Consider the following 24,346-nt stretch of genomic DNA (forward strand, 5'->3'; position numbering starts at 1 on the left):
ATTTAGTTGCCTTTCGACATATTTTCTAAAATGTCCCAGCGTTCCAATTTTTCTAGCAATACTTCTTCAATTTCAGCTAGACGTTGGCTGGCTGCGGTTGCGGCATTGGCATCTGAAACAAACCATGAACCATCCGCCAATTTCGCTGACAATTCTGTTTGCTCGGTTTCCAGTTTTTCAATCTCAGCAGGCAGTTGTTCAAGCTCACGCTGGTCTTTATAACTGAGTTTTACCTTTTTAGGTGCTGCGGCCGCTTCTGCTTTGGCTTGCGCTTTTTTTACATCACTTTTCTGATCAACCACCTTCTGATCTGGACGCTGTTCCAAATAGTCTTGATAACCACCGATGTATTCATCAATGTTACCTTTACCATCAAATACCCATGTCGAAGTCACGACATTGTCCATAAAGGCACGGTCATGCGAGATCAACAGCAAAGTACCTTTATAGTCAGACAGCATCTCTTCAAGCAGCTCAAGGGTCACCATATCCAAGTCATTGGTTGGTTCATCCATGACGATTAAATTTGATGGTTTAAGCAGAAGTTTTGCCAATAAGATACGGTTTCTTTCCCCCCCTGAAAGAGCCTTAACTGGGGTACGTGCACGTTCTGGTGAGAATAAAAAGTCTTGTAAATAACTATAGATATGACGACGGTTACCATTCACATCAACAAAATCAGAACCTTCTGAAACGTTGGCCATCACGGTTTTTTCAAGGTCTAAAGCATTACGCAACTGGTCAAAATAGGCAACTTCGAGTTGTGTTCCCGTTTTAACCAAACCGCCATGCTCGATTTCACCTAAAATGGCTTTGATCAATGTGGTTTTGCCGACACCATTGTCACCAACCAAACCAATACGATCACCGCGCAGGACGATAGCTGAGAAGTCGTTAATTAGTGGCTGCGCACCATAGCTGACACTGAGATGTTCGATCTCAAAGACCAACTTACCAGAGCGATTGGCTTCTTGCGTTGCCATGCTGACCTTGCCTTGTTGTGAACGACGTGCTTTAGATTGTTCACGTAAGTCTTTCAACGCACGGACACGACCTTCATTACGGGTACGACGTGCTTTAATGCCTTGACGAATCCAAGCCTCTTCCTCGGCTAACTTTTTATCAAATAAAGCATTTTGTTTTTCTTCTGCTTCCATTTGCTGAGCTTTGAGATCGAGATAGCGAGAGTAGTTCCCTTCGTAGCTACGCAAAACTCCACGGTCAAGCTCGACAATACGGGTGGCAATGCTGTCGACAAATGAACGGTCATGCGAAATAAACAACAGGGTCAGATTATTTTGATCCATTAAAAACTTTTCTAACCATTCGATACTTTCGACGTCCAAATGGTTGGTTGGTTCGTCGAGTAAGAGTACATCTGGTTGAGTCAGTAAGGCGCGCGCCAACAATACGCGACGTTTACGCCCCCCTGATAAATCAGCTAAATCAGCATCGGGATCAAGTCCCATTTTGCTCAGAATTGAGTTGACCTTATTTTCTAATGCCCAGCCATCGAGTTGATCGAGTTTATGTTGCAACATCCCCATGCGATCACAGGCATCCATATCACCCAAAACGCAGGCATCGCTTGCTTCATGGTATTCTTTGAGCACAATGGCTGCTTCGCCTGCACCATCGGCTACGATGTCGGCGACTTTACCTGAGTCCATTGGGACGTCTTGGGCTAACATTGAAACAGTTAAACCATTTTGGATTGAAACTTCACCGTTATCGGGTAACAGGCTTCCCTCAATCAGTTTTAATAAAGTAGACTTACCTTCGCCATTACGACCAATTAAACAGACTCGTTCGCCACGTTCTAGGCTGAAATTCGCGCCGTCGAGTAGGGCAGGTCCGCCAAATGCGAGATGGACATCCCTTAAAGTAATATAGGCCATAATGTTTCCTAAAAGTTCAGATGAGGTCTGAAATGACTAAACCACAAAATTTTGATAATCACGCGTCATTCTCCGCACCCATTGAAGATTTGCAAGTCCGAATTGCATTTTTAGATGATTTAGTTGAACAATTGAATCAACAACTCGCAATTCAAACGCAGGAAATTGCTGATTTAAAAAAACAAATGCAATTTTTATATCGTCGCGTTGAATCTTCAGATTTATCGGAAGGAATTGCCGCTTTTGACCCTGTGAATGACAAACCCCCTCATTATTAATAAATCATGCAGCAATGCGGAGTTGCATTGCTGTAAGATTTACCTTGAATGATTGCATTTAAAAACCATGCAGCACAATTTTCCCTTTGGTTGTACCAGTTTCGATTTGTTGATGTGCACGTTTCAGGTTTTCGGCGTTGATTGGTGATAGAACCTGACTCACTGTGGTTTTTATTTTTCCAGCATCAACTAAGCCTGCAACCTGATTCAACAGTTGGCTCTGTTTGATCATATCTTCGGTCTGGTACATAGAACGCGTGAACATAAACTCCCAATGAACCGAAACAGACTTTGATTTAAAGGGCTGAATGTTGAGTTGTTCAGGGTCATCAATTAAACCGAAATGCCCTTGGGCTGCGATCAGTTCTGCAATATCAGCGAGATGCTGATCTGTTTGCGTGGTTGAAAATACATATAAAGGGGCGTTTAAGCCGAGCTGTTGAATTTGTGCCGCTAAAGCTTGGCTATGGTCCAATACATAATCTGCGCCCAACTGTTTTACCCACTCAGACGTCTCTGGTCGAGATGCCGTACTGATGATGGTCAGATTGGTTAATTGTTTCAGCAATTGAATGGTAATAGAACCAACACCACCCGCACCACCAATGACGAGGATCGACGTGTTTTCAGTGGCAGTTTGAGGTACTTGTAATCGATCAAACAGCATTTCCCATGCGGTAATTGCGGTTAAAGGCAGTGCTGCTGCTTCACTTGCATCCAGTGATTGGGGTTTATGTCCAACAATGCGCTCGTCTACCAATTGTAATTCACTGTTACTGCCTGATCGGTTGAGCGCACCGGCATACCAAACGTGTTCACCAATTTTGAATTGAGTGACGTGTTCGCCAATCGCCTCAACAATACCCACCGCATCCCAGCCTAGAACTTTCCATTGATCATCTTCCGCGCTTTTATTGTTCCGAATTTTGGTATCGACTGGATTGACAGAAATTGCTTGCACACGAACGAGTAAATCGTATCCATGTGCAATAGGTGAGTCGAGTTCAATGTCGATAAGTGCATCGTTTAATGTAATTGTGCCTGCCTTTTGATATGCCACAGCTTTCATCGTTATGCTTCCACTTGATTGGAATCTCAGCATAACTTAAGCTTAATTTTGGTAACTACAGACAAATAACGCTCATAGTGTCAAAAAGGATACTGTAAAATGGCAAAAATGCGACATTCGAGTTTTGATTGTTCTCCGGGTTGTTCCGTCGAAGCAGCCATCAGTTTGATTGATGGTAAATGGAAGTGTGTCATTCTCTGGCATTTATTTAATGAGGGCACCTTGAGATTTAACGAAATTCGCAAGCGTGTACCGAGTATTACCCAGAGAATGCTGACCAATCAGCTACGTGAATTAGAACAAGATGGCCTGCTGCATCGAGAGGTCTATCCTCAGGTTCCTCCAAAAGTTGAATATTGTTTAACTGATTTAGGCCATAGTCTGGAGCAGATTATTGTTGCATTAAAGAATTGGGGCGATGCACATCTTGATCAATTCGGAAAATTAACACTTACTGAATAAAATAAGTGTATTAAATGCATTTCGTATTTTAGGCTTTGAGCGGTCTGCAAAGGCATGCTTCAAAGGCCACCGTTGAATCCAAGATTATTTTTACGTTGTAACTTGCCTTTTGGATTCAACTTATGTAACGCTAATAAAAGAAAGTTTTGGGCTACTTTATGAGTAATATTGGAATTTGGATCACGGTCGCGATTGTACTTTTTGTACTCGGTTCGATTTTTGGCTTACGTGTCAGCCCGCGTGAAAAAGCATTGGGTATGATGCGTGACCAAGCACGTAAAATGGGATTGCATCCTCGTTTAATCGTTGCGCCAGAATGGACAAAGATCCCAATGGCCTCGGAAAAACGTGCCAGTATGGTGGCTTATTATAGTGTACTTATTCCAGATGCCCGTTTGGCGTTAATGCGTGCGCGTGTGGTCGATGGCAAACTTCAGGTGGTGCAAGGTGATCAGAAATTTAATGATTTAACCATTGCATTAAAAGGAGTTTATGCTATTGATATGCAGGCAAACTGTGTCGGACTGTATTGGGATGAAGAAACTGACCTAAGAGCCACACAGCTTGAACAGATAAAAGCTTATTTACATGATTTAGCACAGCGCTAACTCTCTGATTGATCATAGGAAAAACGATTTATTATGGCGAATACTCCACGCTCTGCTTCAGAAAGCACAGCAGCTTCCGCATCTGCTGCAAAGAAACGTGCCTTAGTGATTGTGGAGTCGCCTGCAAAAGCGAAAACAATTAATAAATATTTGGGTTCACAGTATGTGGTGAAGTCATCTGTGGGGCATGTGCGTGATTTACCGACAGGAGGCGGTGCGAAGTCTGCGGAAAAGAAGCCTGCAACGCGTGCTAAACTGACTGAACAACAGAAAACTGAAAAAGCTCAATCTGCCCTGATTAACCGTATGGGTGTCGACCCAGAGCATGATTGGATTGCACACTATGAAGTGCTGCCAGGCAAAGAAAATGTAGTTGCCGAACTGAAAAAACTCGCTAAAGATGCTGATGCAATCTATCTCGCAACGGATTTGGATAGAGAAGGGGAAGCGATTGCTTGGCATTTGAGAGAAGTCATTGGTGGTGATGATAGCCGTTACCATCGTGTGGTCTTTAACGAGATTACCAAAAATGCCATTCAAGAAGCGTTTAAACAGCCAACACGACTTGATTTAAACCGTGTCAATGCTCAGCAGGCACGTCGTTTCCTTGACCGTGTCGTGGGCTTTATGGTGTCACCACTGCTGTGGGAAAAAATTGCCCGTGGCCTCTCAGCAGGGCGCGTACAGTCAGTTGCTGTGAAATTGGTGGTTGAGCGTGAACGTGAAATCCGTGCATTTATTCCAGAAGAATATTGGCAGGTTTTTGCAGATACCACGTCAAAGAAAGATGACATTCGCTTAGAAGCGGTTAAGCAAGCAGGTAAAACACTCAAGCTTAAAAATAAAGCCGAAACTGATGCCTTACTCAGCGTATTAAAAGATGCTGAATACAAAGTTGCATTACGCGAAGATAAACCAACCAAAGTCAATCCAAGCGCACCGTATATCACTTCAACTTTACAACAAGCGGCAAGTACGCGTTTAGGTTTCTCGGTAAAGAAAACCATGATGCTGGCGCAACGTCTGTATGAAGGTGGTTTTATTACCTATATGCGTACTGACTCAACCTTTTTGAGTGATGACGCGGTGAATATGGTGCGTAACCATATCCAACAAAATTTTGGTGAAAAATATGTCCCTGCCAAGCCAAATCGCTATGGCAATAAAGCAGGCGCGCAAGAAGCGCATGAAGCGATTCGTCCATCTGAAGTCGGATTGACAGGCGATAAGCTTGCTGGCGTAGAGCGTGATGCGCAACGTTTATATGATTTGATTTGGCGTCAATTTGTTGCCTGTCAAATGACACCAGCAGAATACTTGTCTTCGACCTTAACGGTTGAAGCCTCAAATGTTGAGTTAAAGGCGAAAGGCCGTACTCTGGTATTTGATGGTTTTACTCGCGTTCGCGGTGCCAATAAATCGGATGATGATATTTTACTGCCAGCGGTAAAAGTAGGCGAAGTGCTTAAGTTGGAAAAACTTGATCCGAGCCAGCACTTTACCAAGCCACCTGCACGTTTTACTGAAGCCTCGTTGGTGAAAGAATTAGAGAAAAAAGGCATTGGTCGTCCATCGACATACGCTGCGATTATTTCCACCATTCAGGAACGTGGTTATGTGAAGCTCGAAAACCGTCGTCTCTTTGCCGAGAAGATGGGTGAGATTGTTACAGACCGTTTGGATGAAAGTTTTAATAACCTGATGAATTATGCCTTTACTGCTGATTTAGAAGGTCAGTTAGACCGTGTTGCAACGGGTGAGCGTAATTGGAAAGAGTTATTGGATACCTTCTATGGTGATTTCAAGAAACGTTTGACCAATGCTCAGGGTGAAAGCGGTATGCGCCGTAATCAGCCAGTTGAAGTTGCTGATGTACCTTGTCCTGAATGTTCGCGCCCAATGCAAGTGCGTACTGGAACAACAGGGGTATTCTTGGGATGCTCAGGTTATAACTTACCGCCAAAAGAACGTTGTAAGGGCACATTAAATCTAACGCCTGTCGAGTCTTTGGCTGCATTGTCAGATGATGATGGTGCCGAAACAGCAGATTTGATGTCTAAGCATCGTTGTCCTAAATGTGGTACTGCAATGGACAGCTATGTGGTGGACGGTGGTCGTAAACTGCATGTTTGCGGTAACAACCCAGATTGTGATGGCTACGAACTGGAAGAAGGCGAGTTTAAGATTAAGGGCTATGATGGTCCAACCATTCCATGTGACAAATGTGATGGCGAAATGCAGTTGAAAACGGGTCGTTTTGGTCCATATTTTGCCTGCTCAAGCTGTGACAATACCCGTAAAGTGTTAAAGAGCGGTCAACCTGCACCACCGCGTGTTGATCCAATCAAAATGGAACATTTACGTTCAGCCAAACATGATGATTTCTTTGTGTTACGTGATGGTGCGGCTGGCCTGTTCTTGGCAGCAAGTAAATTCCCGAAAATTCGTGAAACGCGTGCACCGAAAGTGGCTGAGCTACGCAGTGTTGCAGATCAACTGGATCCGAAATATCAGTTCTTGCTCGAAGCGCCAGATGTAGATCCTGAAGGCAATCCAACAGTGGTGAAATTTAGCCGTAAGAATCAGTCGCAATATGTGGGCTCTGAGACGGCAGAAGGCAAGCAAACCAAGTGGAGTCTGGTTTTCCAAAATGGGAAATGGGTTGAAGCTTAAATATTGATGTGTAAAAAATGCTGGCAATTGCTGGCATTTTTTATGGAACAAATAACAAGAAAAAATAATTTTTGATTGGGGTGAAATTCATGTGGAAAAATATTCGAGTTGCATGCTTATTGCTGGTGTTGTTCATTGTTGCGATCAATGCTTATCGTGATCAAAATCAGGATTGGAATCAGCCCATTAATATCTTACTTCATCCGATTAACGCGGATGGCTTAGCCACAACGCAGCAGTATATTCAACAATTACAGCAAGATGATTTTGCTGAGGTGAAGCAATATCTGGAAAAAAACAGTCAGCAATATCGAGGGCAAAGTAGCTACTTTATGATTCAAATCGGACGTGAATTAAATCAAACACCACCGAAGATGTCTGAACAGCCAAGTATTCTGAATAATATTCTGTGGAGTCTAAAGTTTCGCTTTTATGCATGGAAACAGCACCAATCGGTCGATGGGTCACCGAGCCTAACCTTATATTTAAATTTCTATGATCCAACACAGACACGTGAGTTGAAACACTCTACGGCATTGGAGCGTGGGCGAATCGGTTCGGTCAATTTATTTGCCTCAGCAAAACAAGCACAACAAAATAATGTGGTACTGGTGCATGAGTTACTGCATGGTTTTGGCGCGACAGATAAATATAATTTAAGCAATGGCGAGCCTATTTTCCCTATTGGTTATGCACAAGCAGATAAACAACCTATATTTCCACAAACAGAGGCTGAAATTATGGGTGGGCGTATTCCACTCTCAGAACATAAAAGCAAAATGCCAAATAATTTAGAACAGACCGTATTGAGTGTACTGACCGCCCAAGAAATTGGCTGGATCAAATAAATTGTGGATAAGTCTGGACTTATCCAGAGCTGGATCTTGATGAACAAAATCGTGGCCTAACTGGAGAATATTTAAATAAAACACGAGTTTTCCTGACATTACATCATTAATTATCAACATGCCTTATACAGAACTGAGCGGAAAATTCGCTCAGAATGGAGATATAACATTGATGATAAAAGAGTAAATAATGATGAAAACAGTGGGTAACGATCTGATTCGCAATCAGCTACACGCTGATCGTAAATGGTATCTGTTATTGGGTGTGTTATTGGTTATTTTTGGCCTGGTTCTTTTAGCAGCTTTACCGTTCGCAACATTATCTGCCGTCTTGTTGTTTGGTGTGTTGATGATGTTGGGTGGTATTTTGCATTTTGTTGCAGCATTTATGGTGTTTAAAGGGGGCACACGTTGGTTGTGGGCCTTGTTTGGTGTGCTGTATTTGGCGGCGGGTTATTTTGCTTTTACCACACCCGTGATTACCGCAGTGGTGCTCACCAGTTTCTTGGCTGTTGCCCTCATTATTGCGGGGATTATTCGTAGTGTAAATGCCTTTATTTTACGACCAATTTCAGGCTGGGGCTGGGTACTTTTTTCGGGTATATTGACCCTGTTAACAGGGATTTTGATTCTTTCATCACCTGATTCACCGTTTTGGGTCTTGGGGATGTTCCTTGCTATTGATATTTTGTTCCAAGGGATTAATTACCTGACTTTTGCGGGTGCAATTAAGCAGTTGCCGCATAGTTCAACCACAGTTTAAGTAACCAAGCTAGAAGTAAGAGCATGTGTCATACATGCTCTTTTTGTTTTTGTAGCAGAAAACATCTCGACTGCTTTAGTCTGTTAAAATAGCGCTTCATTTCTAATTGACCAATTCTATGACGCTTGCCAAGCTAATTGATGAACTGAATCCGCAACAAAGACAGGCAGCCACAACAGTGGCACAAAATTGTCTGGTTTTGGCAGGAGCTGGTTGCGGTAAAACCAAGACGATTGTGGCGAGAGCCGCATATTTAATTGATCAAGGTTTGCCAGCACAACAGATCCAGATTCTGACCTTTACTCGTCGTGCAGCAAGCGAAATCGTGACGCGTGTAGAACAGCATATGGGGGTGCAGGCCAAAGGCTTACGCGCATCAACATTCCATACCTTTTGTATGTATCTACTACGCCGTAATCCACGTGCATTTGGTCTGACCCAGTTCAGTATTATTGATCGGGATGATCAATTGCTGATGTTCCGTTTGTTACGCGGTAAAGACAAGGGTAATGTGTTGCCGAAAGCGGCCGAATTGTGTGATCTCTATTCCTATGCTCGTAATACCAAAACCAAACTGTCGGATGCTTTAGTTGAGCAGTTGCCTCAAGCGGTCGAGTATAAAGCTCAAATTACTGAATTGATGAAAGCGTATGAGCAGCGTAAGCAAGAACGTAATTTCTTGGATTATGACGATATTCTGGCGATTGTCGTGGTGCATTTACAAAGTTCACCTGAGTTGGTGAAGTGGGTCACTGGTTTTTGCTCTGCCTTATTGGTAGATGAAATGCAGGATACCAATCCACTGCAATGGGCTTTGTTACAGCCGCTGGTGGGCAAGGTCAAATTGTTTTGTGTTGGCGATGATGCGCAGTCGATTTATGGCTTTCGTGGCGCAGATTTTGAAAATATTCATCATTTTAAAGAACGTGTGCCTGATGCTGAAGTGCTGACTTTGGAAATGAATTATCGTTCGACCCAAGGTATTTTAGATTTATCCAATTGGCTGCTGGAGCAGAGCCAAATTGAATATGACAAGCATTTACAGGCTTATCGCGGTAAAGGTTTAAAGCCACAACTGCATATCTTGAGTAATGAGTTTGAAGAAGCCAATTGGATTATCCAAGATTTGAATCGTCGTCATATGCAAGGTGCTGCTTGGGCAGAGCACATGGTGCTACTACGTTCTGGTTTTAGTGGACGTTATCTGGAAGGTGCATTGATTGCTGCGAATATTCCTTATCGCTTTATTGGTGGGGTAAAACTGCTTGAATCTGCGCATGTTAAAGATGTATTGAGCTTACTGCGGGTGAGTGTTAACCCTCAGGATGATTTAGCGTGGATGCGCTTTCTGACGCTTTGGGATGGGGTGGGTGATGTCGGTGCCAGTAAGTTGGCACAGGAGTTAATTCAGCTTTCTGATATCGAAGCACGTTGCCAACGTCTGGAACGACACGGCAAAGTACCACAACAAGCGATTTTAATTTTGATGCAGCTGGATGTGTTGCAGCAACATGTCGAAGCCTGCATCGGTCTGGCAATGGATGCATTGAATGAACAGCTAGAAAATAATTATAAAACCAAAGATTGGTCGCGCCGTGTCAAAGATTTTGACTTGGTCAAGCAATTGGCACGTAAACATAGCGCTCTTGGTGAGTTCTTAGAGGAATATGTGCTTGATCCAATTTCTGTTTCAGAAATTGATAAAACCCCAGATCAAGACTTAGTGACGCTGATTACCATCCATTCAGCAAAGGGTGCTGAACAAAAAGTCTGTTATGTCCCGCATGTTTCTCCGAATCAATATCCTCATGCACGGGCACAAGGTGATTTTGGTGACGTCGAAGAAGAGCGTCGCGTACTTTATGTGGCCTTAACACGTGCAGAGGATGAATTGATTTTGACCAAACAGAATTTAAATTTATGGTCACAAGATCAATATGATGAGTTAGGAAGAAAAATAGAAAGCTACTTCCTCAATGATTTACCTCAACATTTAGTCGATGTTCAGATTCATCGAGATATTCCTCGTGCCTATGGTCAAAGCAATCGTCCTCGCGCTGCTGCAATCAATTTAGGTTTTGGGATTGATTTCGATTAAACTAGGCAGATTCAATTTCTTTTGATTCATTGATTAAACAGATGAATCATCTTTTAGGTTTTAGCATGAAAATTTTAGTTCGTAATTTAGACCGTAATGTGACTGATGCGGAAATTCTCGACTTATTCAAAGCATATGGAAAAGTTGAGTCTTGTGTCGTGGTCAAAGATGAAGGAACAGGTAAATCGAAAGGTTTCGGTTTTGTTGAAATGCCAAACCCTCGTGAAGCGATTAAAGCAATTAAAGGTTTAAACACCTTGAAAGTAAAAAGCCAAGGCATTCGTGTCAAAGCTGCGGATGACAAAGCTTAATTATTGATGTTAAAGCAATATACTGCTTTATCAATGGTTGCGCCAAATGCTGAGCGAATAGCCAAGAAAATTAAAACACTTGAAGTTCGCTCATGGTAACCTGAAATGTTGCCACTGAAAGATTTGATGATTGTAGAGAATCAAAATTTTCTTTTGAAAGATGGTGATGAAGAAACTGGTTTTGCAGTTGCACTTGTAGATATTGAATCAGTGCATCCGTGGCAATCTGATGAAGTTGATGCTGCTTGTGCGACGGATTGGACTGAAGGGTATTTGGCTTGGGTTATTCGGAATATCCGACCGATTGATCCACCGATTCAAGTTATGGCCAAGCGAAAACTCTATCTGCTTGAGCTGGATATTGGGTAATTCGTCTTCGGCTTATTTGCCCCAGGTTGAACCCCAACCCTGACAGGGATTGGAAAAGTATTGGTAAATATTGATGATCTCTTGTTGATCAATTAGACCATTGCGATTGAGATCTAAGGCTTTAAAGATTTTTATTTTTTTGGAATCGATGGCAAGAATCTGTTTCTGCCAGGAAACGGGTTGACCTTGTAAAAGGATCAGTTTTTTCCATTCATTTTGATCGATCATTTGATCGCGATTAGAGTCGTAATCTGAATAGAGTTTTTCCCAGTCTAAACCTGCTGGCTCACAGCTATAAGAGGTTGAGATGACCATACAGCATATTAAGCTCAGTATGGCTTGTTGAATATGACGCATGGGCAGGCTCAAAAGATATTGATTTTATCATTAAAGCATTTAATCTTAAGCTATCCAAGAGAAAGGATCTTTAAGGAAAATATTATGTCCCGTGTTGCTCGTTATCATGCAGATCGTACCAATCAAAAACTGTATTTTGCCCGACTTGCATGCCAACAAGCTGAGCAAACCGAACATATTCAGCAAGCACAAGCATATCGTGAAGGGGCAGTGTTTCATCTGCATGGGGCGCTTTTAGCATTCTTGCAAGAACTGGTACGTTACTACCGCTTAAATGACCTACAGCCGACCTTTAAATCGATTGAGGAGCAGATGGCGGATAAAGGGCAGGTTTCTCCAGAAATTTTAGTGTTACAACAGCTCGCAAAAGATGGTTTTGTGGCAGAGTTGAAGCGTGCTTACCGTATGTGCCAATATGCACCTGAGCCAACGGCACCAGAACCTGAAAACGAGACCTCTTCAAATCTCATTATTAAAGTCACACAAAGCCCACAGGCTTGGTTACCTGATGCCAAAATTTTACGTGAATGGCACCGTGAATTGAGTCATTTAATTGATGGTTTCCGTAATGAAATGGTGGAGTTCTAAGTCGAATGTTTAAGTCGACTTGAAATCTAGGCCAACAGCACTTATATAAATAAGACGTGAGCGCAAAATACTTTGCCACCATGTTGAAGCATGGAGAAAATTTATGTCAATGCAACAGTTAAAAGAATTATTTGGTAATCAGGAAGCAGTTCTTGAGTTGGTTCAACTCGAAGGTGGTGAGCTTGCTTTGCGCAATGCGGGTTCTGAAAATGAGCCTTTAGTTAAGATACAGTTTAGTGACGAGGTCAAAGCCATCCTTGGCGATCAAACAGCAACTGTCGCACAACATATGATTCAAGCCGCTTTATTTGGTTTGTTAGAGAAGCAGATGAATGAGTGGCAAGCAGAAGTAGTTGATGAGCAACCTCAACATTTGAGCTAATCTCACAGAATAAAAAAAGCGTACTTAAAGTACGCTTTTTTTATTCTGGAAATATTTAGTGAGCTTCGGACTGATGCGCCAGTTCGATTTGACTAAGAATATGATGGCTCATATTTTTTGCCATTTCTTCTTTGGCATAGAACACTTCACCAATATTTTCTTCACGAATCACCACCGCTTCCTCTTTGCTTTCTGCACAAATAAGGACCTGAATCTCAGGATTGAGCTGTTTGGAGATATCCACGATACGATGAATATCTAGAATATCCATCGGTGAAATGACCAACAGACGGGCATGTTGAATATGCGCTTGGATCAATACATTCGGTTCGGTTGCTTCACCACTGACAGCAGCAATGCCTTGAGCACGTAGTTTTTCAACAATTTCACGATTTTCTTCTGCAATCACGACTTTGATATTTTGTTGCATCAGATTTTCGCTGATGCGACGTCCAACGCCACCATAGCCAATAATCACCACCTGATCGCGCAGATAAGCTTGATCTACCTCATCTGGCAACATGGCCAGTGGGTCACCACTACGTTCTAACATACGTGCCAAATGCGAGCGCTCACGAATCCAGCGTTGCACAGGCTCGATTGCAGAGAACACAAATGAATTTAGGGTAATCGAAAATAATGCTCCTGCAAGAATCAGGTTTTGTGCATCAGGTGTGAGTAAACCGAGGGATAAACCCAGTGTCGCCAAGATAAAGGAGAACTCGCCAATTTGCGCCAAACTGGCACCGACGGTTAAAGCGGTATTAATTGGATAACGGAAGAATAACACCAAAGCCATCGCTGCTAAGGTCTTACCCACCATGATAATGGCAACAACCGCTAAAATCTTTAATGGTGCTTCAACCAAGATGCTTGGGTCGAACAGCATACCGACCGAAACGAAGAAGAGAATCGAGAAGATTTCGCGTAAGGGCAAAGTTTCTTCTTCAGCACGATGACTGAAGTCAGATTCTTTCACTACCATTCCCGCAAAGAATGCGCCAAGTGCCATGGAAACACCAAACACCGCATAAGAACCGTAGGCAATTGAAACCGCAGCAGCCACGACGGTGAGCGTGAACAGTTCACGAGAACCTAAACGTGCGACAAATTGCATAATCATTGGCACAAGACGTTTACCAATAATCAGCATGAATGCAATAAAGCCCGTGACTTTAAGTAGGGTAATGCCGATAGTGATCCAGATACTTTGCGATGTATCTGTTCCAGGTAGTGCTTTCCCGCCGAGTAATACCGCTGTTGCAGGTAAAAGCACCAAGGCTAACACCATCACCAGATCTTCAACCAAGAGCCAGCCAACGGCAATTTTTCCGTTAACAGAGTCCAGTAAGCCGCGATCTCCCAAAGCCTTGAGTAATACCACTGTACTGGCACAGGATAAGCTTAAACCGAAGATCAGTGCTGAACCAAAGCTCCAGCCCCAGAACATGGAAACAGCAATACCGAGTAAGGTTGCAACGGCAATCTGCAAAATTGCACCTGGTAAGGCAATACGGCGGACTTGTAGTAAATCCTTGAGGGAGAAGTGCATCCCTACACCGAACATTAAAAACATGACCCCAAGTTCGGCAAGTTGATTGGCAAGCTGTATATCACCGACCACACCAGGCGTATTTGGACTAATAATGATGCCGGCAACTAGATAACCAATTAAAGGAGGGAGGCGTAGACGTGCTGCGATATAGCCAAAAATAAGGGCCATACCAAAACCAACAGCAAGTAATATAATTAAATCAACATCATGTGGCATCGAAACTCCTTAATCGTTGCGGTTAAGGTAGAAATAACTGAGCATAAAACATGCCAAGAAAACAGCGAATAAATTGTAACAAGTAAAATCGAATTTGTTGATGACAATTTTTTTAATTATCAAAAAAAATCATGTAAGTCGTTTATGCTTTTATCTAATCAACATACATTTTTTAGGCAAAAAAAACGACCTCAAATGAAGTCGTTTTTTTAAAGAACTAAAATTATTTAATTTTAGCTTCTTTGAAGATTACGTGTTGACGGATTTTTGGATCAAATTTTTTGATTTCCATTTTTTCCGGCATAGTACGTTTGTTCTTAGTAGTGGTATAGAAATAACCTGTACCAGCTGTAGAAACTAGGCGAATCTTATCACGCATTGTTCAGACTCCTTAAATCTTTTGACCTTGAGCACGGAGATCAGCAACAACTTTCTCAATACCCAATTTATCAATAATACGCATACCTTTAGTGGTTAGACGAAGACGTACAAAACGCTTTTCGCTTTCTAACCAAAAACGGTGGTGGTGCAGGTTCGGCTCGAACCGGCGTTTGGTTTTGTTGTTTGCGTGCGATACGTTGTTACCAACGATTGGACGCTTGCCGGTAACTTGGCAAACCTTAGACATGGTGAACTCCATTGCTAGTTTATACAGCACCGTTTCGTGCAACTAGCCATTCAAGTAAACGGATGAAATCATTCAAGGGGCGTTTTATACCAAAAATACGATTAAAAGACAAGCGAATTTGGTAAAAACAAGACATGATCTAGTGTGATAGCTCATGCCTTAACCAAGTGAGGGTGTGTTGATATGTCAACAGCCCCTTTCTAGCGAAATAGTGTTTTTAAAAGCAGCTTATGCGTTGCTTTATTATAAGGCGGTAGGATGAATTTCAAACTGTAAAGTTTAGGGCTCACTGGGTTTGACATCATAGAACGTTCATGTGAGAAGCTAAAGAAACCTTCTTTACCATGATATTTGCCCATACCTGATGCACCAATGCCACCAAATGGCAGATCATCCTGTGCCACATGGGTAAGCACTTGGTTGATACCAAAATGCCCTGAATGGGTACGTCCAGCCACATAATCAGCGCGTGCAGTATCGATATCGAAGTAATAGAAAGCCAATGGACGTGGGCGACTATTAATGAACTGAAGTGCATCGTCGATATGATCGTATTCTAAAATAGGCAGAATTGGACCAAAGATCTCATTCTTCATAATTTCCATTTCAGTGGTCACGCCAGTTAATAAGGTCGGCGCAATTTTACGAACTTCAGTTAAAGACTCATTCTTGGCATTGAGTTCAACAATATTGGCACCTTGATCACGAGCATCTTCCAAATAACCTTGCAGACGGTTGTATTGTTTATCATTCACAATTGAGGTGTAGTCTTTATTGTCACGCAAGCTTGGATACATGGTGTTCACAAAGTCGTTGTAGTGCTTGGTGAATTCAGCTGTTTTACCTTTAGGTAGGAACATATAGTCTGGGGCAACACAGGTTTGACCCGCATTCCATAACTTACCAACAGCAATACGTTGTGCCACATCACGAATATTCATCGCTGAATGGACCAAGGCAGGTGATTTGCCGCCGAGCTCTAAAATCACTGGAACAAGATTTTCTGCCGCCGCCGCCATGACAGTTTTACCGACAGAGGTTGAGCCTGTGAAAATCATCTTATCAAACGCGAGGTGACTGAATGCATCTGAAATAACGCCACCACCATTCACGACAGCAACCAACTCTTGTGGAAATGCTTCTGAAAGTGCATTTTCAAGCACATAACCAAAATTTGAAGAAGCACTCGAAATTTTGATCATGGTATGGTTACCCGCAGCCAAAGCACAGATCAATGGGCCGACTGAAAGTAATAAAGGGTAGTTCCATGGCGCAATCACCCCGATTACACCCAGTGGTTGATATTCTACCCAGCCTTTTGCTGGTTGGTGTAACATGCTGATATGGCGTTTAGATGGTTTCATCCATTCAGTTAAGTTTTTGCTGTAGTATTTGATATGTTCTAGACAAGTCAGAACTTCGCCAATTTTGGTTTCCATAATGGCGCGGTTGCCATAATCTTGACTAATTGCGTTAGCAAATTGATCTTGATACTTTATCAAGATATTTTTAAGTCGAGCTAAGCGTTCAATACGTTCTTTGGCGCTTGGCACAGGATGGCGTTGGTAAGCTGCTTTTTGCTGCTCAAGCAAATCATGTAGCCGTTTCACATCAACATGAGGTGTCATAGCGGTTGTTTTTGTTTGACTGTTCATAGGAGTGGACCAAAAGAAAGCTTATTATTTTTTAATTTTTAGAGTAAATACTCTAAAGTGTCAAGTCGCTTTATAGGTTTGTTTTATAACCTATTGATTATGTTATAGATGGTTAAAATCAATGTCGCACGCTAAACCGAATAAAACAAAAGATCGAATTCTGCAAATCAGTTTGCAGTTGTTTAATGAGCGTGGAGAGCGTTCGGTCACAACCAATCACATCGCGGCTGAACTCGGGATTAGCCCAGGCAACTTGTATTATCATTTCCGTAACAAACAGGAAATTATCAAAGAACTGGCACAACAATATCAGGCAGAAACCTTGGAAATGCTGGCATTACCAACGGATCGTCCATTGAATGCCAATGATAAAATTAGTTATTTCCAAGTACTCAGCAATCAGTTGTGGGCATATCGCTTTATTCATCGTGATGTCTATCATCTGGTCGAAAATAATGAAGACTTCAGAAAAATCTATCCGCGTTTTGCTGGACAGGTGATGCAACAGGGGCAAAAAATTTATCGTGCCTTCGTGGATGCAGGCCTGATGAAAATGACTGATTCAGAAATTGAAGCCTTGATTATCAACTTGTGGATTGTGCTGACCAACTGGACTAACTTCTTATATATGTCAGGCCATATCAGCGATAACAATCGTCTGGAAGAAAAGTGGGTTTGGCAAGCATTGCGACAAATGGTGTTCTTAGAAGGCCCGTATTTAATGGGTGAAAGTCGCCAAACCTATGAACAGTTACTTAAATCACTTGGACCATCAGACTTGTTCGCGAGTTTGTCTAATCTTAAAAATGATGACGAATAGATCGTCAGCAGCTATTTAGTCAATAGCAAAAAAGGGTTAGAATGCTCGGCTTGATTTTAATTTGATTCGAATAAGTGATATTAACCAAATGAACACGACTACAGCCCACACAGCGCGATTACTGATTACTTGTGAAGACAAGCCGGGGATCGTGCAAGCCGTATCGAGCTTTTTGTATCATCAGGGAGCAAACATTACCGCACTTGATCAGTACGCAACAGAAGCTCAAGGCGGGCGTTATTTCATGCGTGTTGAGTTTGAAATTGATCATTTGCAATCTCGTAAAGAAGCATTGATGCAAACCTTTGCTGCCAATGTTGCAGAACGTTATGAGATGCAATGGAAGCTTACTTTTGTTGGCGAGTTGAAAAAGGTCGGTATTTTAGTTTCTAAAGTGGACCATGCTTTATTGGAATTGTTATGGCGTCATGCGCGTGGTTCATTGCCATGTGAGATTACCCAAGTTATTTCGAACCATCCAGATTTACGTGAATCGGTTGAAAATTTTGGTATTCCATTCCATGTCGTGCCCGTCAATAAAGACAATAAAGTTGAAGCTTATGCTCAAATTGATGAAATGATGCAGGGCAATGATCTGTTGATCTTAGCGCGTTATATGCAGATTTTGAGTGAAGACTTTGTTGCTAAGTGGGAAATGAAGATCATCAATATTCACCACTCTTTCCTACCAGCTTTTGTGGGTGCGAATCCATATAAGCAAGCCTATGAGAAAGGGGTGAAACTGATTGGTGCAACAGCACACTATGTGACTGCTGATTTGGATCAAGGTCCAATTATTGAACAAGATGTCGAACGTGTCAGCCATGATTACAATGTAGAGCAGTTACGTGAGTTAGGCGAAGACGTTGAACGTAATGTATTGGCACGTGCTGTGAAATGGCATTTAGAAGACCGTATTATTGTTGATGGAAACAAAACAGTGGTGTTCTAAATCATCGTATTGTTTCAGTATGTAAAGAGAACATGTCGAAAGGCATGTTTTTTTATGCCTATTTTTCAATGGTTAGCGAATATACAATAAAAAAACAGTTGCAAATGAAAACACTTCTCATTTATTATTACGGCACTTTCATTGTTCTATCCGATGAGTGAAATCGTTTTTTTAAAGGTTTGACCATCTATACTGGTACTTAGATTCTTATGAGTCAATCTCCTGCCACATTCAATACGCCACACCCGATGAAAAAGAAAATCATCACTGCATTAGCTGCCGTTGTGATTGGACATGTAGGAGTTTTGTGGGCGGTTAGCCACATGAAAACGATTGAGTTAAGACCAATCGAAAAAGAACCGCTTAAGGTGAAGTTCGTTAAAATTAAGGAACCACCTAAACCAGAACCGCCTAAACCAAAAGAACAGCCAAAACCTGAACCTAAAAAAGAAGTGAAGGAAGTTAAAGTCGTTGAAAAACCTTTACCTCCACCGAAAAAGATTGAAAAGGTTCAACAGGTAAAAGAGGCACCAAAACCTGTTCTTCAAAAAACCGAACAAAAAATCGAACCTAAGGTTGAGACCAAAGTCGTGACCACTGTAACTGAAAAAGTGGTTGAAAAACCGCAACCTGTTCAGGAAGTCGCGAAACCTCAACCTGCTGCTGATCCATCACCAAAACGTGTATCGATTGGCGGTTCAGGGGTTCAATGGAGTCGTTCACCGAAATTATCTGTGACAGCAAAAGATTTAGATAACCAAACACGCTCAGTGATGGTACTGATTGAAGCTGATGAGAAGGGTAGAATTACCAATGCGCGTGTTACACGTAGTAGTGGTATACCGAATCTCGATGAAAAAGTTTTACGTGCTGTAAGAAGTGCGAAATTTAAACCGTATATGGAAAATGGTGTTGCTTACCCGATTCGAGCAGAGCAGCCGTTTGATCTTAGTCCTTAATAAATTTGAGTCCTTGCGACAGATTAAATCAGGAGTTCGTATATGAACTTTTCAGTTTATTGGCAACATGCAGATGCAGTAAGTAAGACACTGTATTTCATCCTTTTAGCAATGTCGATTGCGACGTGGACTATTTTCATTCTGCGCCTATTAGGAACACGCCAATTAAAACAACAAGCTTATACTCAACTTGTTCAAGCTTTGGCTACGCTTAAATCAAAGTTACAGCCTTTATCGTTTGAACAGCGTAAAGCCGTTGCTGAGCAAGCATTGCTTCGCCAAATCTCTGCTGAAAAATCTCAAGCAGAAAAAGGTGTATCAGTTCTTGGAACAATCGCTTCACTTGCACCGTTTGTGGGTTTATTCGGTACAGTATGGGGGATTTTCCACGCGCTTGTGGCAGTGGGTAAAAGTGGTCAAGCTGGTTTAGCTCAAGTCGCAACCCCAGTGGGTGAGGCATTGATCATGACAGGTCTTGGTCTTGCAGTCGCGATTCCTGCGGTGATGGCGTATAACATCTGTGTACGTTTCAATCGTGGCTTGGCACATGATTTACAAGACCAAGCGCATAGCTTGTTAATCGATACCATGTTGCAGCAAGACAGTGTAGCAAAGACAGAAACTAAAGCGACTCAACAAAGTTTAGTTGGAGGTCAAGCTTAAAATGGGCTTTCAATTGGGTGAAGACCACGACAGTGGCATGAATGAGATGAACCTCATTCCTCTGATCGACATTATGTTGGTATTGATGATTATCTTTTTAGTCACAGCAACGGTTGCTAACCCATCAATTCCATTAAGTTTACCAAAAACCACTGCTGAAATTGTAGATCCACCACCAAAAGCGATCACTATTAGTATTAATGACAAAGGTGAGGTGGCTTGGGATGCGCAGATTATTAGCTTAGAAGAGCTAGAGAAGCGTTTCCAAGAGGCGGGTCAGGCTGCGACCAAACCGACTGTACAGTTACGTGCGGACAAAGAATCAAAATACGATACAGTTGCACAAGTGATGTCTCGTGCCAGCGAAGCAGGTTTAAGCGATATTGCGTTTGTCAGTGAAAACTAAAACAATGTGATACCAAGAAAAAAGCAACTCTTAGAGTTGCTTTTTTTATGTCTATTCAGTTTTGAGTAGATCGAGATATTTAGCGCGTAGTTTAGAAAGCTTGGGCGGAATGCTGAAGTTGCAGTAACCTTGTGATGGGTTACGTGCAAAGAAGTTTTGGTGATATTCCTCCGCAGGGTAGAAGGTTGGTGCTGGGCTAAGCTCAGTCACAATATTTAGACCTTCATCTTCCAGATCATGAATAATCTGTTCAGCTTGCTGCTTTTGTTCCTCATCAAAGTAATAAATAACAGAGCGGTATTGCGTGCCAATATCATTACCTTGGCGGTTTAGCGTGGTTGGGTCATGCGTCGTAAAAAACACATTCAGTAGTTGTGAGTAGGTGATTTGCTGTTCATCAAAATCAATCAAAATCACTTCTGCGTGCTGCGTTGTACCTTGGCAGACTTGCTCATAGGTCGGGTTTTGGCTAATCCCGCCAGCATAGCCACTGACGACTTTTTCTACACCTTTAAGCTGTAGAAATACTGCTTCTACACACCAAAAACATCCACCACCAACGAGTGCTTGTTGCATGAGACTCCCCAATTTTTAATTTTAAGAATGCTACTAAAGTAAACGAAGTATTGAAAAAGTAAAAGCCCGTGTTCGAAACGAGCTTTTACTTTTTTACGATAAAGAATTATGGAAGCGGTTGAATCACCGTTACAAAACTTACTAAAACTTGACCAGATGCATCCATGAAGTTAAGCTCATGGCCTTTCAGCTCGTAATTGGTTGTGCTTGCCAAAGCGTTGCTATATTGGCGAGAAAGCGCACTATTGTCTTGACCGATACACGCCATCATGGTCGAAGCAATCGGACCTAAGCGTAAGATCGCACCTTGGCTTTCAAAGCTGCCTTGAATCTGGTTACAACCATCTGCACCGAAGAAGCGTTTGCCTTTCGCATCAAATTGAATTGCAGGGCGCTTGCCAGAAAGATCATTGCTTTTAATCTCTACACCATTGATCTGTGTAGCGATCCAGTTGCGGTTATACAGTCCGATGCTTTCTTTGTGAGATGCATTCGGTGAGGTTTGCAGAGATTCTGTGGTCGCACAACCTGTCATTGCTACGGCAATTGCCAAAGTACAAGACGTTAAAAAAGGCTTTAACATAAGATTTTAAATCCGAATCATTGTGTTTCTATAGATGGAATTAAAATAAAACAACGTGGAGTTGAACGGGATATTCGGTATCCTTTTGTAAATGTTCAGATGTTTTTAATGAAATTAGTGGAAAAATCACTCAGTTTTGGGTAGGCCTGAGCGAATGATCTGTGAAAAGTATTCACTGCTTTGATTGGCTTGTTGTTCATATTGCTCTGCACGTGGATTGATATGCGCCAAGCGATACCATTCTTTCATACTGTAGCTCTGGTTGAGTGCTTTCAAGTCATAGAGATAATTCGGCAAATAGCCAGAAGCTAGCAATCGATAATCCTTGGGCAAGCGTTGTGGATTAATCGCTTGTACCATATCAAATACCAGCGTGGTGCAGTTACTGGTCAGTGTGTTGTACCATTTGGCTTCTGCACGGAGTTCATCTGCTTTGTGCAGATACTCAATAAAGAGGGCTTTACGTTCAGGTGCAGGCATTCTGATCGGGAAGATATAGACTTGTTCATGGCGAACATTACTACGTGTATAAATCAGATCTTTTTCATCTGAAGCGACGAGGCTCAGTTCATATTTACGAAAAAAGCCACCAATTGCGGAAAATTCTTCATCTTTTTCTTTGCGGATTTCAATGGAGAACACCAAAGGCTTTTGGTCGGAAAAATTGAAACTCACCAACGTATGTGCAATCTGTGGGCCCATCCAGTAGGAGGTGATGACATTGATGCCAGTAATCTTATTCAGATCAATACTGCGATCTTCCCAGCGAATGTCATAGCTTCCATCCGCATGCCAGTCAAAATTGCGTACGTTATGCAACTGCACCATGTCGCCTTGTTTTTCATAATGAAGCTGTTCAGCGACTTCTGGGTTCCAGTTACGGTCCTGTCTTGCATCTAATGAAAAATACCAGACCAGTGAGCAGGCAAATGCCAAACAATAAATAATGATATCAGTACGTCGGCTAAAAAGATGACCACTGACATAGACACCAATCAGGCTCAGCGCAAACAAGCTCCACAGAATGATGGCGATGCGGCTGAAAAACGGACCTAAAGGCTGCTGAATCCATAATGCGAGACAGAGCCAAATGCTTGAAAGGATCACGCACAAGGTAAACAGACTATGTAAAAGCCCAATGCCTAAAGCGATGAAAAACTCACGTGATCCAATATTCTGCATGGCAAATGCAATCCATTTTTATTTTTGATAAGTCGCAAACTCAAAAGTAATACCTGATTTCTCATCAGTATGTGGTTCTGAATCTACTTTACGGAAATCTTCAGAGATTTTTGGATAATGCGCATCACCTTGGACATCTAGGTCAACATGAGTTAACTCTAAACGATCAGCAATGGCGAGCGTTTGGGTAAAAATCTCTCCACCCCCAATAATAAATAAGGATGCTTTTTCAGCGTGTTGTACATCTGTAAGTGCGCCGTTGAGCGCATCTTCGATACTGTGTGCGACTTTAACGCCTTCAAACTGCCATTCAGGATCACGCGTAATCACCCAGTTGACACGATTGGGTAGGGTACGTCCCATAGATTCAAGGGTTTTACGCCCCATAATCACCACGCCACCTTGGGTGATGGCTTTAAAGTGTTTCAGGTCAGCAGAGATATGCCAAGGCAAAGCATTGCCTTTACCGATACAGTGATTTTTATCCATTGCAACTACGTGGACAACTTCAGTGCCTTGCCATGCCATTTTATATGCTCTCTACTCTACTTAAACTGCGACGGGTGCTTTAATTGCTGGGTGTGATTCATATCCGACAATTTCAATATCTTCAAATTTGAAGTCGAAAATATCGGTGATCTCAGGATTTAGTTTTAATTGACATAACGGTAGCGGCTCACGAGTCAGCTGTAACTGCGCCTGTTCAAAGTGATTGGCATATAAGTGAGTATCTCCACCTGTCCAGACAAAATCACCTACACCTAAACCACAAACCTGCGCAATCATATGGGTCAGTAGGGCATAACTGGCAATATTAAATGGCACACCTAAAAACACATCAGCACTACGCTGATACAGTTGGCATGACAGTTTGTTGTCTTGAACAAAGAATTGGAACAAGGTGTGGCAAGGCGGTAATGCGACTTTACCCGCTTCATTCGGGTTCCAGCCTGAAACAATCAAACGGCGTGAATTTGGATTGGTTTTAATTTCATTGATTAACCATTTGATCTGGTCAAAGCCATCTTGCTGATAGCTGCCATCTTCGTTTTGAGTCGCGCCAAAGTTACGCCATTGGTGACCATAAACAGGGCCAAGTTCACTTTCAGGACGACCGAAGCGTGCTGTTTGTTCCGCTGTTGCCCATTCATCCCAAATTGAAACTTTGTTGTCTTTGAGATATTGAACATTGGTATCGCCTTTGAGGAACCAAAGTAATTCAATGGCAATAGAGCGAAAATGGACTTTCTTGGTGGTTAACATCGGAAAGCCTTTGGAAAGATCAAAGCGCATTTGATGACCAAATACTGAACGTGTACCTGTGCCAGTACGGTCGCCTTTGTCGCCGCCATTGTCGAGGATATGTTGTAAAAGGTCTAAGTAAGTGCGCATCGTGATTCCTAATCGCAAATTTTATCGGGCTCATCTTATCAGAATTTAGGTGATA

At 42.2% G+C, this 24,346-nt stretch carries 27 protein-coding genes and 1 pseudogene; 16 read left to right on the top strand and 12 right to left on the bottom strand.

Annotated elements, in window-relative coordinates; all coding sequences use genetic code 11:
* Nucleotides 1-2 precede the first annotated feature (2 nt).
* Nucleotides 3-1,898 (bottom strand): ATP-binding cassette domain-containing protein, encoded by a 1,896-nt coding sequence (locus tag F887_RS15410; RefSeq protein ID WP_005291610.1) that lies wholly within the window; start codon nucleotides 1,896-1,898, stop codon nucleotides 3-5.
* Nucleotides 1,899-1,930: 32 nt separating this feature from the next.
* Between F887_RS15410 and F887_RS15405 the strand changes: the two genes are divergently transcribed.
* Nucleotides 1,931-2,176 carry a SlyX family protein gene (locus F887_RS15405; RefSeq protein ID WP_005155133.1) on the top strand — a complete coding sequence of 82 codons (246 nt, stop codon included), beginning with the start codon at nucleotides 1,931-1,933 and terminating at the stop codon, nucleotides 2,174-2,176.
* Between the two features lie 58 nt (nucleotides 2,177-2,234).
* Here F887_RS15405 and F887_RS15400 read toward each other — a convergent pair whose 3' ends face one another.
* Entirely contained in the window at nucleotides 2,235-3,245 is a 1,011-nt protein-coding gene (locus F887_RS15400) for a zinc-binding alcohol dehydrogenase family protein (protein WP_005291611.1), read from the bottom strand.
* A 99-nt stretch (nucleotides 3,246-3,344) separates the two neighbouring features.
* Between F887_RS15400 and F887_RS15395 the strand changes: the two genes are divergently transcribed.
* The 8 genes and pseudogenes from F887_RS15395 to F887_RS0117880 all read left to right on the top strand — a co-directional run bounded on the left by F887_RS15395 (nucleotide 3,345) and on the right by F887_RS0117880 (nucleotide 11,377).
* Nucleotides 3,345-3,707 (top strand): winged helix-turn-helix transcriptional regulator, encoded by a 363-nt coding sequence (locus F887_RS15395; protein ID WP_005291613.1) that lies wholly within the window; start codon nucleotides 3,345-3,347, stop codon nucleotides 3,705-3,707.
* Between the two features lie 158 nt (nucleotides 3,708-3,865).
* Nucleotides 3,866-4,315: a hypothetical protein gene (locus tag F887_RS15390; RefSeq protein WP_004802536.1), complete on the top strand. Its 450-nt coding sequence runs from the start codon at nucleotides 3,866-3,868 to the stop codon at nucleotides 4,313-4,315.
* A gap of 33 nt (nucleotides 4,316-4,348) precedes the next feature.
* Complete coding sequence (gene topA / locus F887_RS15385; RefSeq protein WP_005291614.1) at nucleotides 4,349-6,988, top strand: type I DNA topoisomerase; 2,640 nt, start codon at nucleotides 4,349-4,351, stop codon at nucleotides 6,986-6,988.
* Nucleotides 6,989-7,077: 89 nt separating this feature from the next.
* The gene (locus F887_RS15380) at nucleotides 7,078-7,836 is read left to right on the top strand and encodes a hypothetical protein (protein ID WP_005291615.1); all 759 of its coding nucleotides are present in this window, start codon (nucleotides 7,078-7,080) and stop codon (nucleotides 7,834-7,836) included.
* A 190-nt stretch (nucleotides 7,837-8,026) separates the two neighbouring features.
* Nucleotides 8,027-8,599, top strand: coding sequence for an HdeD family acid-resistance protein (locus F887_RS15375; protein ID WP_005291616.1), 573 nt, complete (start codon nucleotides 8,027-8,029; stop codon nucleotides 8,597-8,599).
* Between the two features lie 118 nt (nucleotides 8,600-8,717).
* Entirely contained in the window at nucleotides 8,718-10,697 is a 1,980-nt protein-coding gene (locus tag F887_RS15370; protein WP_005291617.1) for an ATP-dependent helicase, read from the top strand.
* A 65-nt stretch (nucleotides 10,698-10,762) separates the two neighbouring features.
* On the top strand, nucleotides 10,763-11,008 hold the full coding sequence (locus F887_RS15365; protein WP_004659070.1) for an RNA recognition motif domain-containing protein: 246 nt from the start codon (nucleotides 10,763-10,765) through the stop codon (nucleotides 11,006-11,008).
* Nucleotides 11,009-11,014: 6 nt separating this feature from the next.
* A pseudogene (locus F887_RS0117880) lies at nucleotides 11,015-11,377 on the top strand (ASCH domain-containing protein).
* A 12-nt stretch (nucleotides 11,378-11,389) separates the two neighbouring features.
* On the opposite strand, the gene F887_RS15360 reads toward F887_RS0117880, so the two are convergent.
* Nucleotides 11,390-11,734, bottom strand: a complete 345-nt coding sequence (locus F887_RS15360; RefSeq protein ID WP_005291619.1) for an EF-hand domain-containing protein — start codon at nucleotides 11,732-11,734, stop codon at nucleotides 11,390-11,392.
* Nucleotides 11,735-11,818: 84 nt separating this feature from the next.
* Here F887_RS15360 and F887_RS15355 point away from each other — a divergent pair, with 84 nt between their 5' ends.
* Nucleotides 11,819-12,322 (top strand): DUF6586 family protein, encoded by a 504-nt coding sequence (locus F887_RS15355; RefSeq protein WP_005291620.1) that lies wholly within the window; start codon nucleotides 11,819-11,821, stop codon nucleotides 12,320-12,322.
* A 103-nt stretch (nucleotides 12,323-12,425) separates the two neighbouring features.
* Nucleotides 12,426-12,704: a hypothetical protein gene (locus F887_RS15350; RefSeq protein WP_004802556.1), complete on the top strand. Its 279-nt coding sequence runs from the start codon at nucleotides 12,426-12,428 to the stop codon at nucleotides 12,702-12,704.
* Between the two features lie 55 nt (nucleotides 12,705-12,759).
* Here F887_RS15350 and F887_RS15345 read toward each other — a convergent pair whose 3' ends face one another.
* From F887_RS15345 to F887_RS15330, 4 genes are all read right to left on the bottom strand, one after another.
* Nucleotides 12,760-14,475 carry a cation:proton antiporter gene (locus tag F887_RS15345; protein WP_005291622.1) on the bottom strand — a complete coding sequence of 572 codons (1,716 nt, stop codon included), beginning with the start codon at nucleotides 14,473-14,475 and terminating at the stop codon, nucleotides 12,760-12,762.
* Nucleotides 14,476-14,698: 223 nt separating this feature from the next.
* Nucleotides 14,699-14,854, bottom strand: coding sequence for a 50S ribosomal protein L33 (gene rpmG, locus F887_RS15340; protein ID WP_003654787.1), 156 nt, complete (start codon nucleotides 14,852-14,854; stop codon nucleotides 14,699-14,701).
* Nucleotides 14,855-14,866: 12 nt separating this feature from the next.
* Nucleotides 14,867-15,103: a 50S ribosomal protein L28 gene (gene rpmB, locus F887_RS15335; protein ID WP_004649871.1), complete on the bottom strand. Its 237-nt coding sequence runs from the start codon at nucleotides 15,101-15,103 to the stop codon at nucleotides 14,867-14,869.
* Nucleotides 15,104-15,303: 200 nt separating this feature from the next.
* Nucleotides 15,304-16,758 carry a coniferyl aldehyde dehydrogenase gene (locus tag F887_RS15330; RefSeq protein ID WP_005291624.1) on the bottom strand — a complete coding sequence of 485 codons (1,455 nt, stop codon included), beginning with the start codon at nucleotides 16,756-16,758 and terminating at the stop codon, nucleotides 15,304-15,306.
* A gap of 121 nt (nucleotides 16,759-16,879) precedes the next feature.
* Between F887_RS15330 and F887_RS15325 the strand changes: the two genes are divergently transcribed.
* From F887_RS15325 to F887_RS15305, 5 genes are all read left to right on the top strand, one after another.
* The gene (locus tag F887_RS15325) at nucleotides 16,880-17,578 is read left to right on the top strand and encodes a TetR/AcrR family transcriptional regulator (RefSeq protein WP_004655980.1); all 699 of its coding nucleotides are present in this window, start codon (nucleotides 16,880-16,882) and stop codon (nucleotides 17,576-17,578) included.
* 88 nt (nucleotides 17,579-17,666) lie between these two features.
* Nucleotides 17,667-18,530 (top strand): formyltetrahydrofolate deformylase, encoded by an 864-nt coding sequence (purU, locus tag F887_RS15320; protein WP_004802565.1) that lies wholly within the window; start codon nucleotides 17,667-17,669, stop codon nucleotides 18,528-18,530.
* A gap of 209 nt (nucleotides 18,531-18,739) precedes the next feature.
* Entirely contained in the window at nucleotides 18,740-19,489 is a 750-nt protein-coding gene (locus tag F887_RS15315) for an energy transducer TonB family protein (RefSeq protein WP_005291626.1), read from the top strand.
* A gap of 42 nt (nucleotides 19,490-19,531) precedes the next feature.
* Nucleotides 19,532-20,152, top strand: a complete 621-nt coding sequence (locus tag F887_RS15310) for a MotA/TolQ/ExbB proton channel family protein (RefSeq protein WP_005291627.1) — start codon at nucleotides 19,532-19,534, stop codon at nucleotides 20,150-20,152.
* A 1-nt stretch (nucleotide 20,153) separates the two neighbouring features.
* The gene (locus F887_RS15305) at nucleotides 20,154-20,558 is read left to right on the top strand and encodes an ExbD/TolR family protein (protein ID WP_004802569.1); all 405 of its coding nucleotides are present in this window, start codon (nucleotides 20,154-20,156) and stop codon (nucleotides 20,556-20,558) included.
* Between the two features lie 51 nt (nucleotides 20,559-20,609).
* Here F887_RS15305 and msrA read toward each other — a convergent pair whose 3' ends face one another.
* From msrA to thyA, 5 genes are all read right to left on the bottom strand, one after another.
* Entirely contained in the window at nucleotides 20,610-21,134 is a 525-nt protein-coding gene (gene msrA / locus F887_RS15300; protein ID WP_005291628.1) for a peptide-methionine (S)-S-oxide reductase MsrA, read from the bottom strand.
* A gap of 106 nt (nucleotides 21,135-21,240) precedes the next feature.
* Entirely contained in the window at nucleotides 21,241-21,717 is a 477-nt protein-coding gene (locus tag F887_RS15295) for an META domain-containing protein (protein ID WP_005291629.1), read from the bottom strand.
* 126 nt (nucleotides 21,718-21,843) lie between these two features.
* Nucleotides 21,844-22,899, bottom strand: coding sequence for an Lnb N-terminal periplasmic domain-containing protein (locus F887_RS15290; protein ID WP_005291630.1), 1,056 nt, complete (start codon nucleotides 22,897-22,899; stop codon nucleotides 21,844-21,846).
* Nucleotides 22,900-22,917: 18 nt separating this feature from the next.
* Complete coding sequence (locus F887_RS15285; protein WP_005291631.1) at nucleotides 22,918-23,427, bottom strand: dihydrofolate reductase; 510 nt, start codon at nucleotides 23,425-23,427, stop codon at nucleotides 22,918-22,920.
* Nucleotides 23,428-23,448: 21 nt separating this feature from the next.
* Entirely contained in the window at nucleotides 23,449-24,291 is an 843-nt protein-coding gene (thyA, locus tag F887_RS15280; protein ID WP_005291632.1) for a thymidylate synthase, read from the bottom strand.
* Between the last annotated feature and the right edge of the window lie 55 nt (nucleotides 24,292-24,346).

Source organism: Acinetobacter sp. NIPH 2100, from assembly GCF_000369805.1.
Lineage (GTDB): Bacteria > Pseudomonadota > Gammaproteobacteria > Pseudomonadales > Moraxellaceae > Acinetobacter.

Bases quoted from the DNA above. Each gene is read 5' to 3' on its own strand.
- F887_RS15410 (WP_005291610.1), bottom strand. From the start codon at position 1,898: ATGGCCTATATTACTTTAAGGGATGTCCATCTCGCATTTGGCGGACCT.
- F887_RS15405 (WP_005155133.1), top strand. From the start codon at position 1,931: ATGACTAAACCACAAAATTTTGATAATCACGCGTCATTCTCCGCACCC.
- F887_RS15400 (WP_005291611.1), bottom strand. From the start codon at position 3,245: ATGAAAGCTGTGGCATATCAAAAGGCAGGCACAATTACATTAAACGAT.
- F887_RS15395 (WP_005291613.1), top strand. From the start codon at position 3,345: ATGGCAAAAATGCGACATTCGAGTTTTGATTGTTCTCCGGGTTGTTCC.
- F887_RS15390 (WP_004802536.1), top strand. From the start codon at position 3,866: ATGAGTAATATTGGAATTTGGATCACGGTCGCGATTGTACTTTTTGTA.
- topA (WP_005291614.1), top strand. From the start codon at position 4,349: ATGGCGAATACTCCACGCTCTGCTTCAGAAAGCACAGCAGCTTCCGCA.
- F887_RS15380 (WP_005291615.1), top strand. From the start codon at position 7,078: ATGTGGAAAAATATTCGAGTTGCATGCTTATTGCTGGTGTTGTTCATT.
- F887_RS15375 (WP_005291616.1), top strand. From the start codon at position 8,027: ATGATGAAAACAGTGGGTAACGATCTGATTCGCAATCAGCTACACGCT.
- F887_RS15370 (WP_005291617.1), top strand. From the start codon at position 8,718: ATGACGCTTGCCAAGCTAATTGATGAACTGAATCCGCAACAAAGACAG.
- F887_RS15365 (WP_004659070.1), top strand. From the start codon at position 10,763: ATGAAAATTTTAGTTCGTAATTTAGACCGTAATGTGACTGATGCGGAA.
- F887_RS15360 (WP_005291619.1), bottom strand. From the start codon at position 11,734: ATGCGTCATATTCAACAAGCCATACTGAGCTTAATATGCTGTATGGTC.
- F887_RS15355 (WP_005291620.1), top strand. From the start codon at position 11,819: ATGTCCCGTGTTGCTCGTTATCATGCAGATCGTACCAATCAAAAACTG.
- F887_RS15350 (WP_004802556.1), top strand. From the start codon at position 12,426: ATGTCAATGCAACAGTTAAAAGAATTATTTGGTAATCAGGAAGCAGTT.
- F887_RS15345 (WP_005291622.1), bottom strand. From the start codon at position 14,475: ATGCCACATGATGTTGATTTAATTATATTACTTGCTGTTGGTTTTGGT.
- rpmG (WP_003654787.1), bottom strand. From the start codon at position 14,854: ATGCGTGATAAGATTCGCCTAGTTTCTACAGCTGGTACAGGTTATTTC.
- rpmB (WP_004649871.1), bottom strand. From the start codon at position 15,103: ATGTCTAAGGTTTGCCAAGTTACCGGCAAGCGTCCAATCGTTGGTAAC.
- F887_RS15330 (WP_005291624.1), bottom strand. From the start codon at position 16,758: ATGAACAGTCAAACAAAAACAACCGCTATGACACCTCATGTTGATGTG.
- F887_RS15325 (WP_004655980.1), top strand. From the start codon at position 16,880: ATGTCGCACGCTAAACCGAATAAAACAAAAGATCGAATTCTGCAAATC.
- purU (WP_004802565.1), top strand. From the start codon at position 17,667: ATGAACACGACTACAGCCCACACAGCGCGATTACTGATTACTTGTGAA.
- F887_RS15315 (WP_005291626.1), top strand. From the start codon at position 18,740: ATGAGTCAATCTCCTGCCACATTCAATACGCCACACCCGATGAAAAAG.
- F887_RS15310 (WP_005291627.1), top strand. From the start codon at position 19,532: ATGAACTTTTCAGTTTATTGGCAACATGCAGATGCAGTAAGTAAGACA.
- F887_RS15305 (WP_004802569.1), top strand. From the start codon at position 20,154: ATGGGCTTTCAATTGGGTGAAGACCACGACAGTGGCATGAATGAGATG.
- msrA (WP_005291628.1), bottom strand. From the start codon at position 21,134: ATGCAACAAGCACTCGTTGGTGGTGGATGTTTTTGGTGTGTAGAAGCA.
- F887_RS15295 (WP_005291629.1), bottom strand. From the start codon at position 21,717: ATGTTAAAGCCTTTTTTAACGTCTTGTACTTTGGCAATTGCCGTAGCA.
- F887_RS15290 (WP_005291630.1), bottom strand. From the start codon at position 22,899: ATGCAGAATATTGGATCACGTGAGTTTTTCATCGCTTTAGGCATTGGG.
- F887_RS15285 (WP_005291631.1), bottom strand. From the start codon at position 23,427: ATGGCATGGCAAGGCACTGAAGTTGTCCACGTAGTTGCAATGGATAAA.
- thyA (WP_005291632.1), bottom strand. From the start codon at position 24,291: ATGCGCACTTACTTAGACCTTTTACAACATATCCTCGACAATGGCGGC.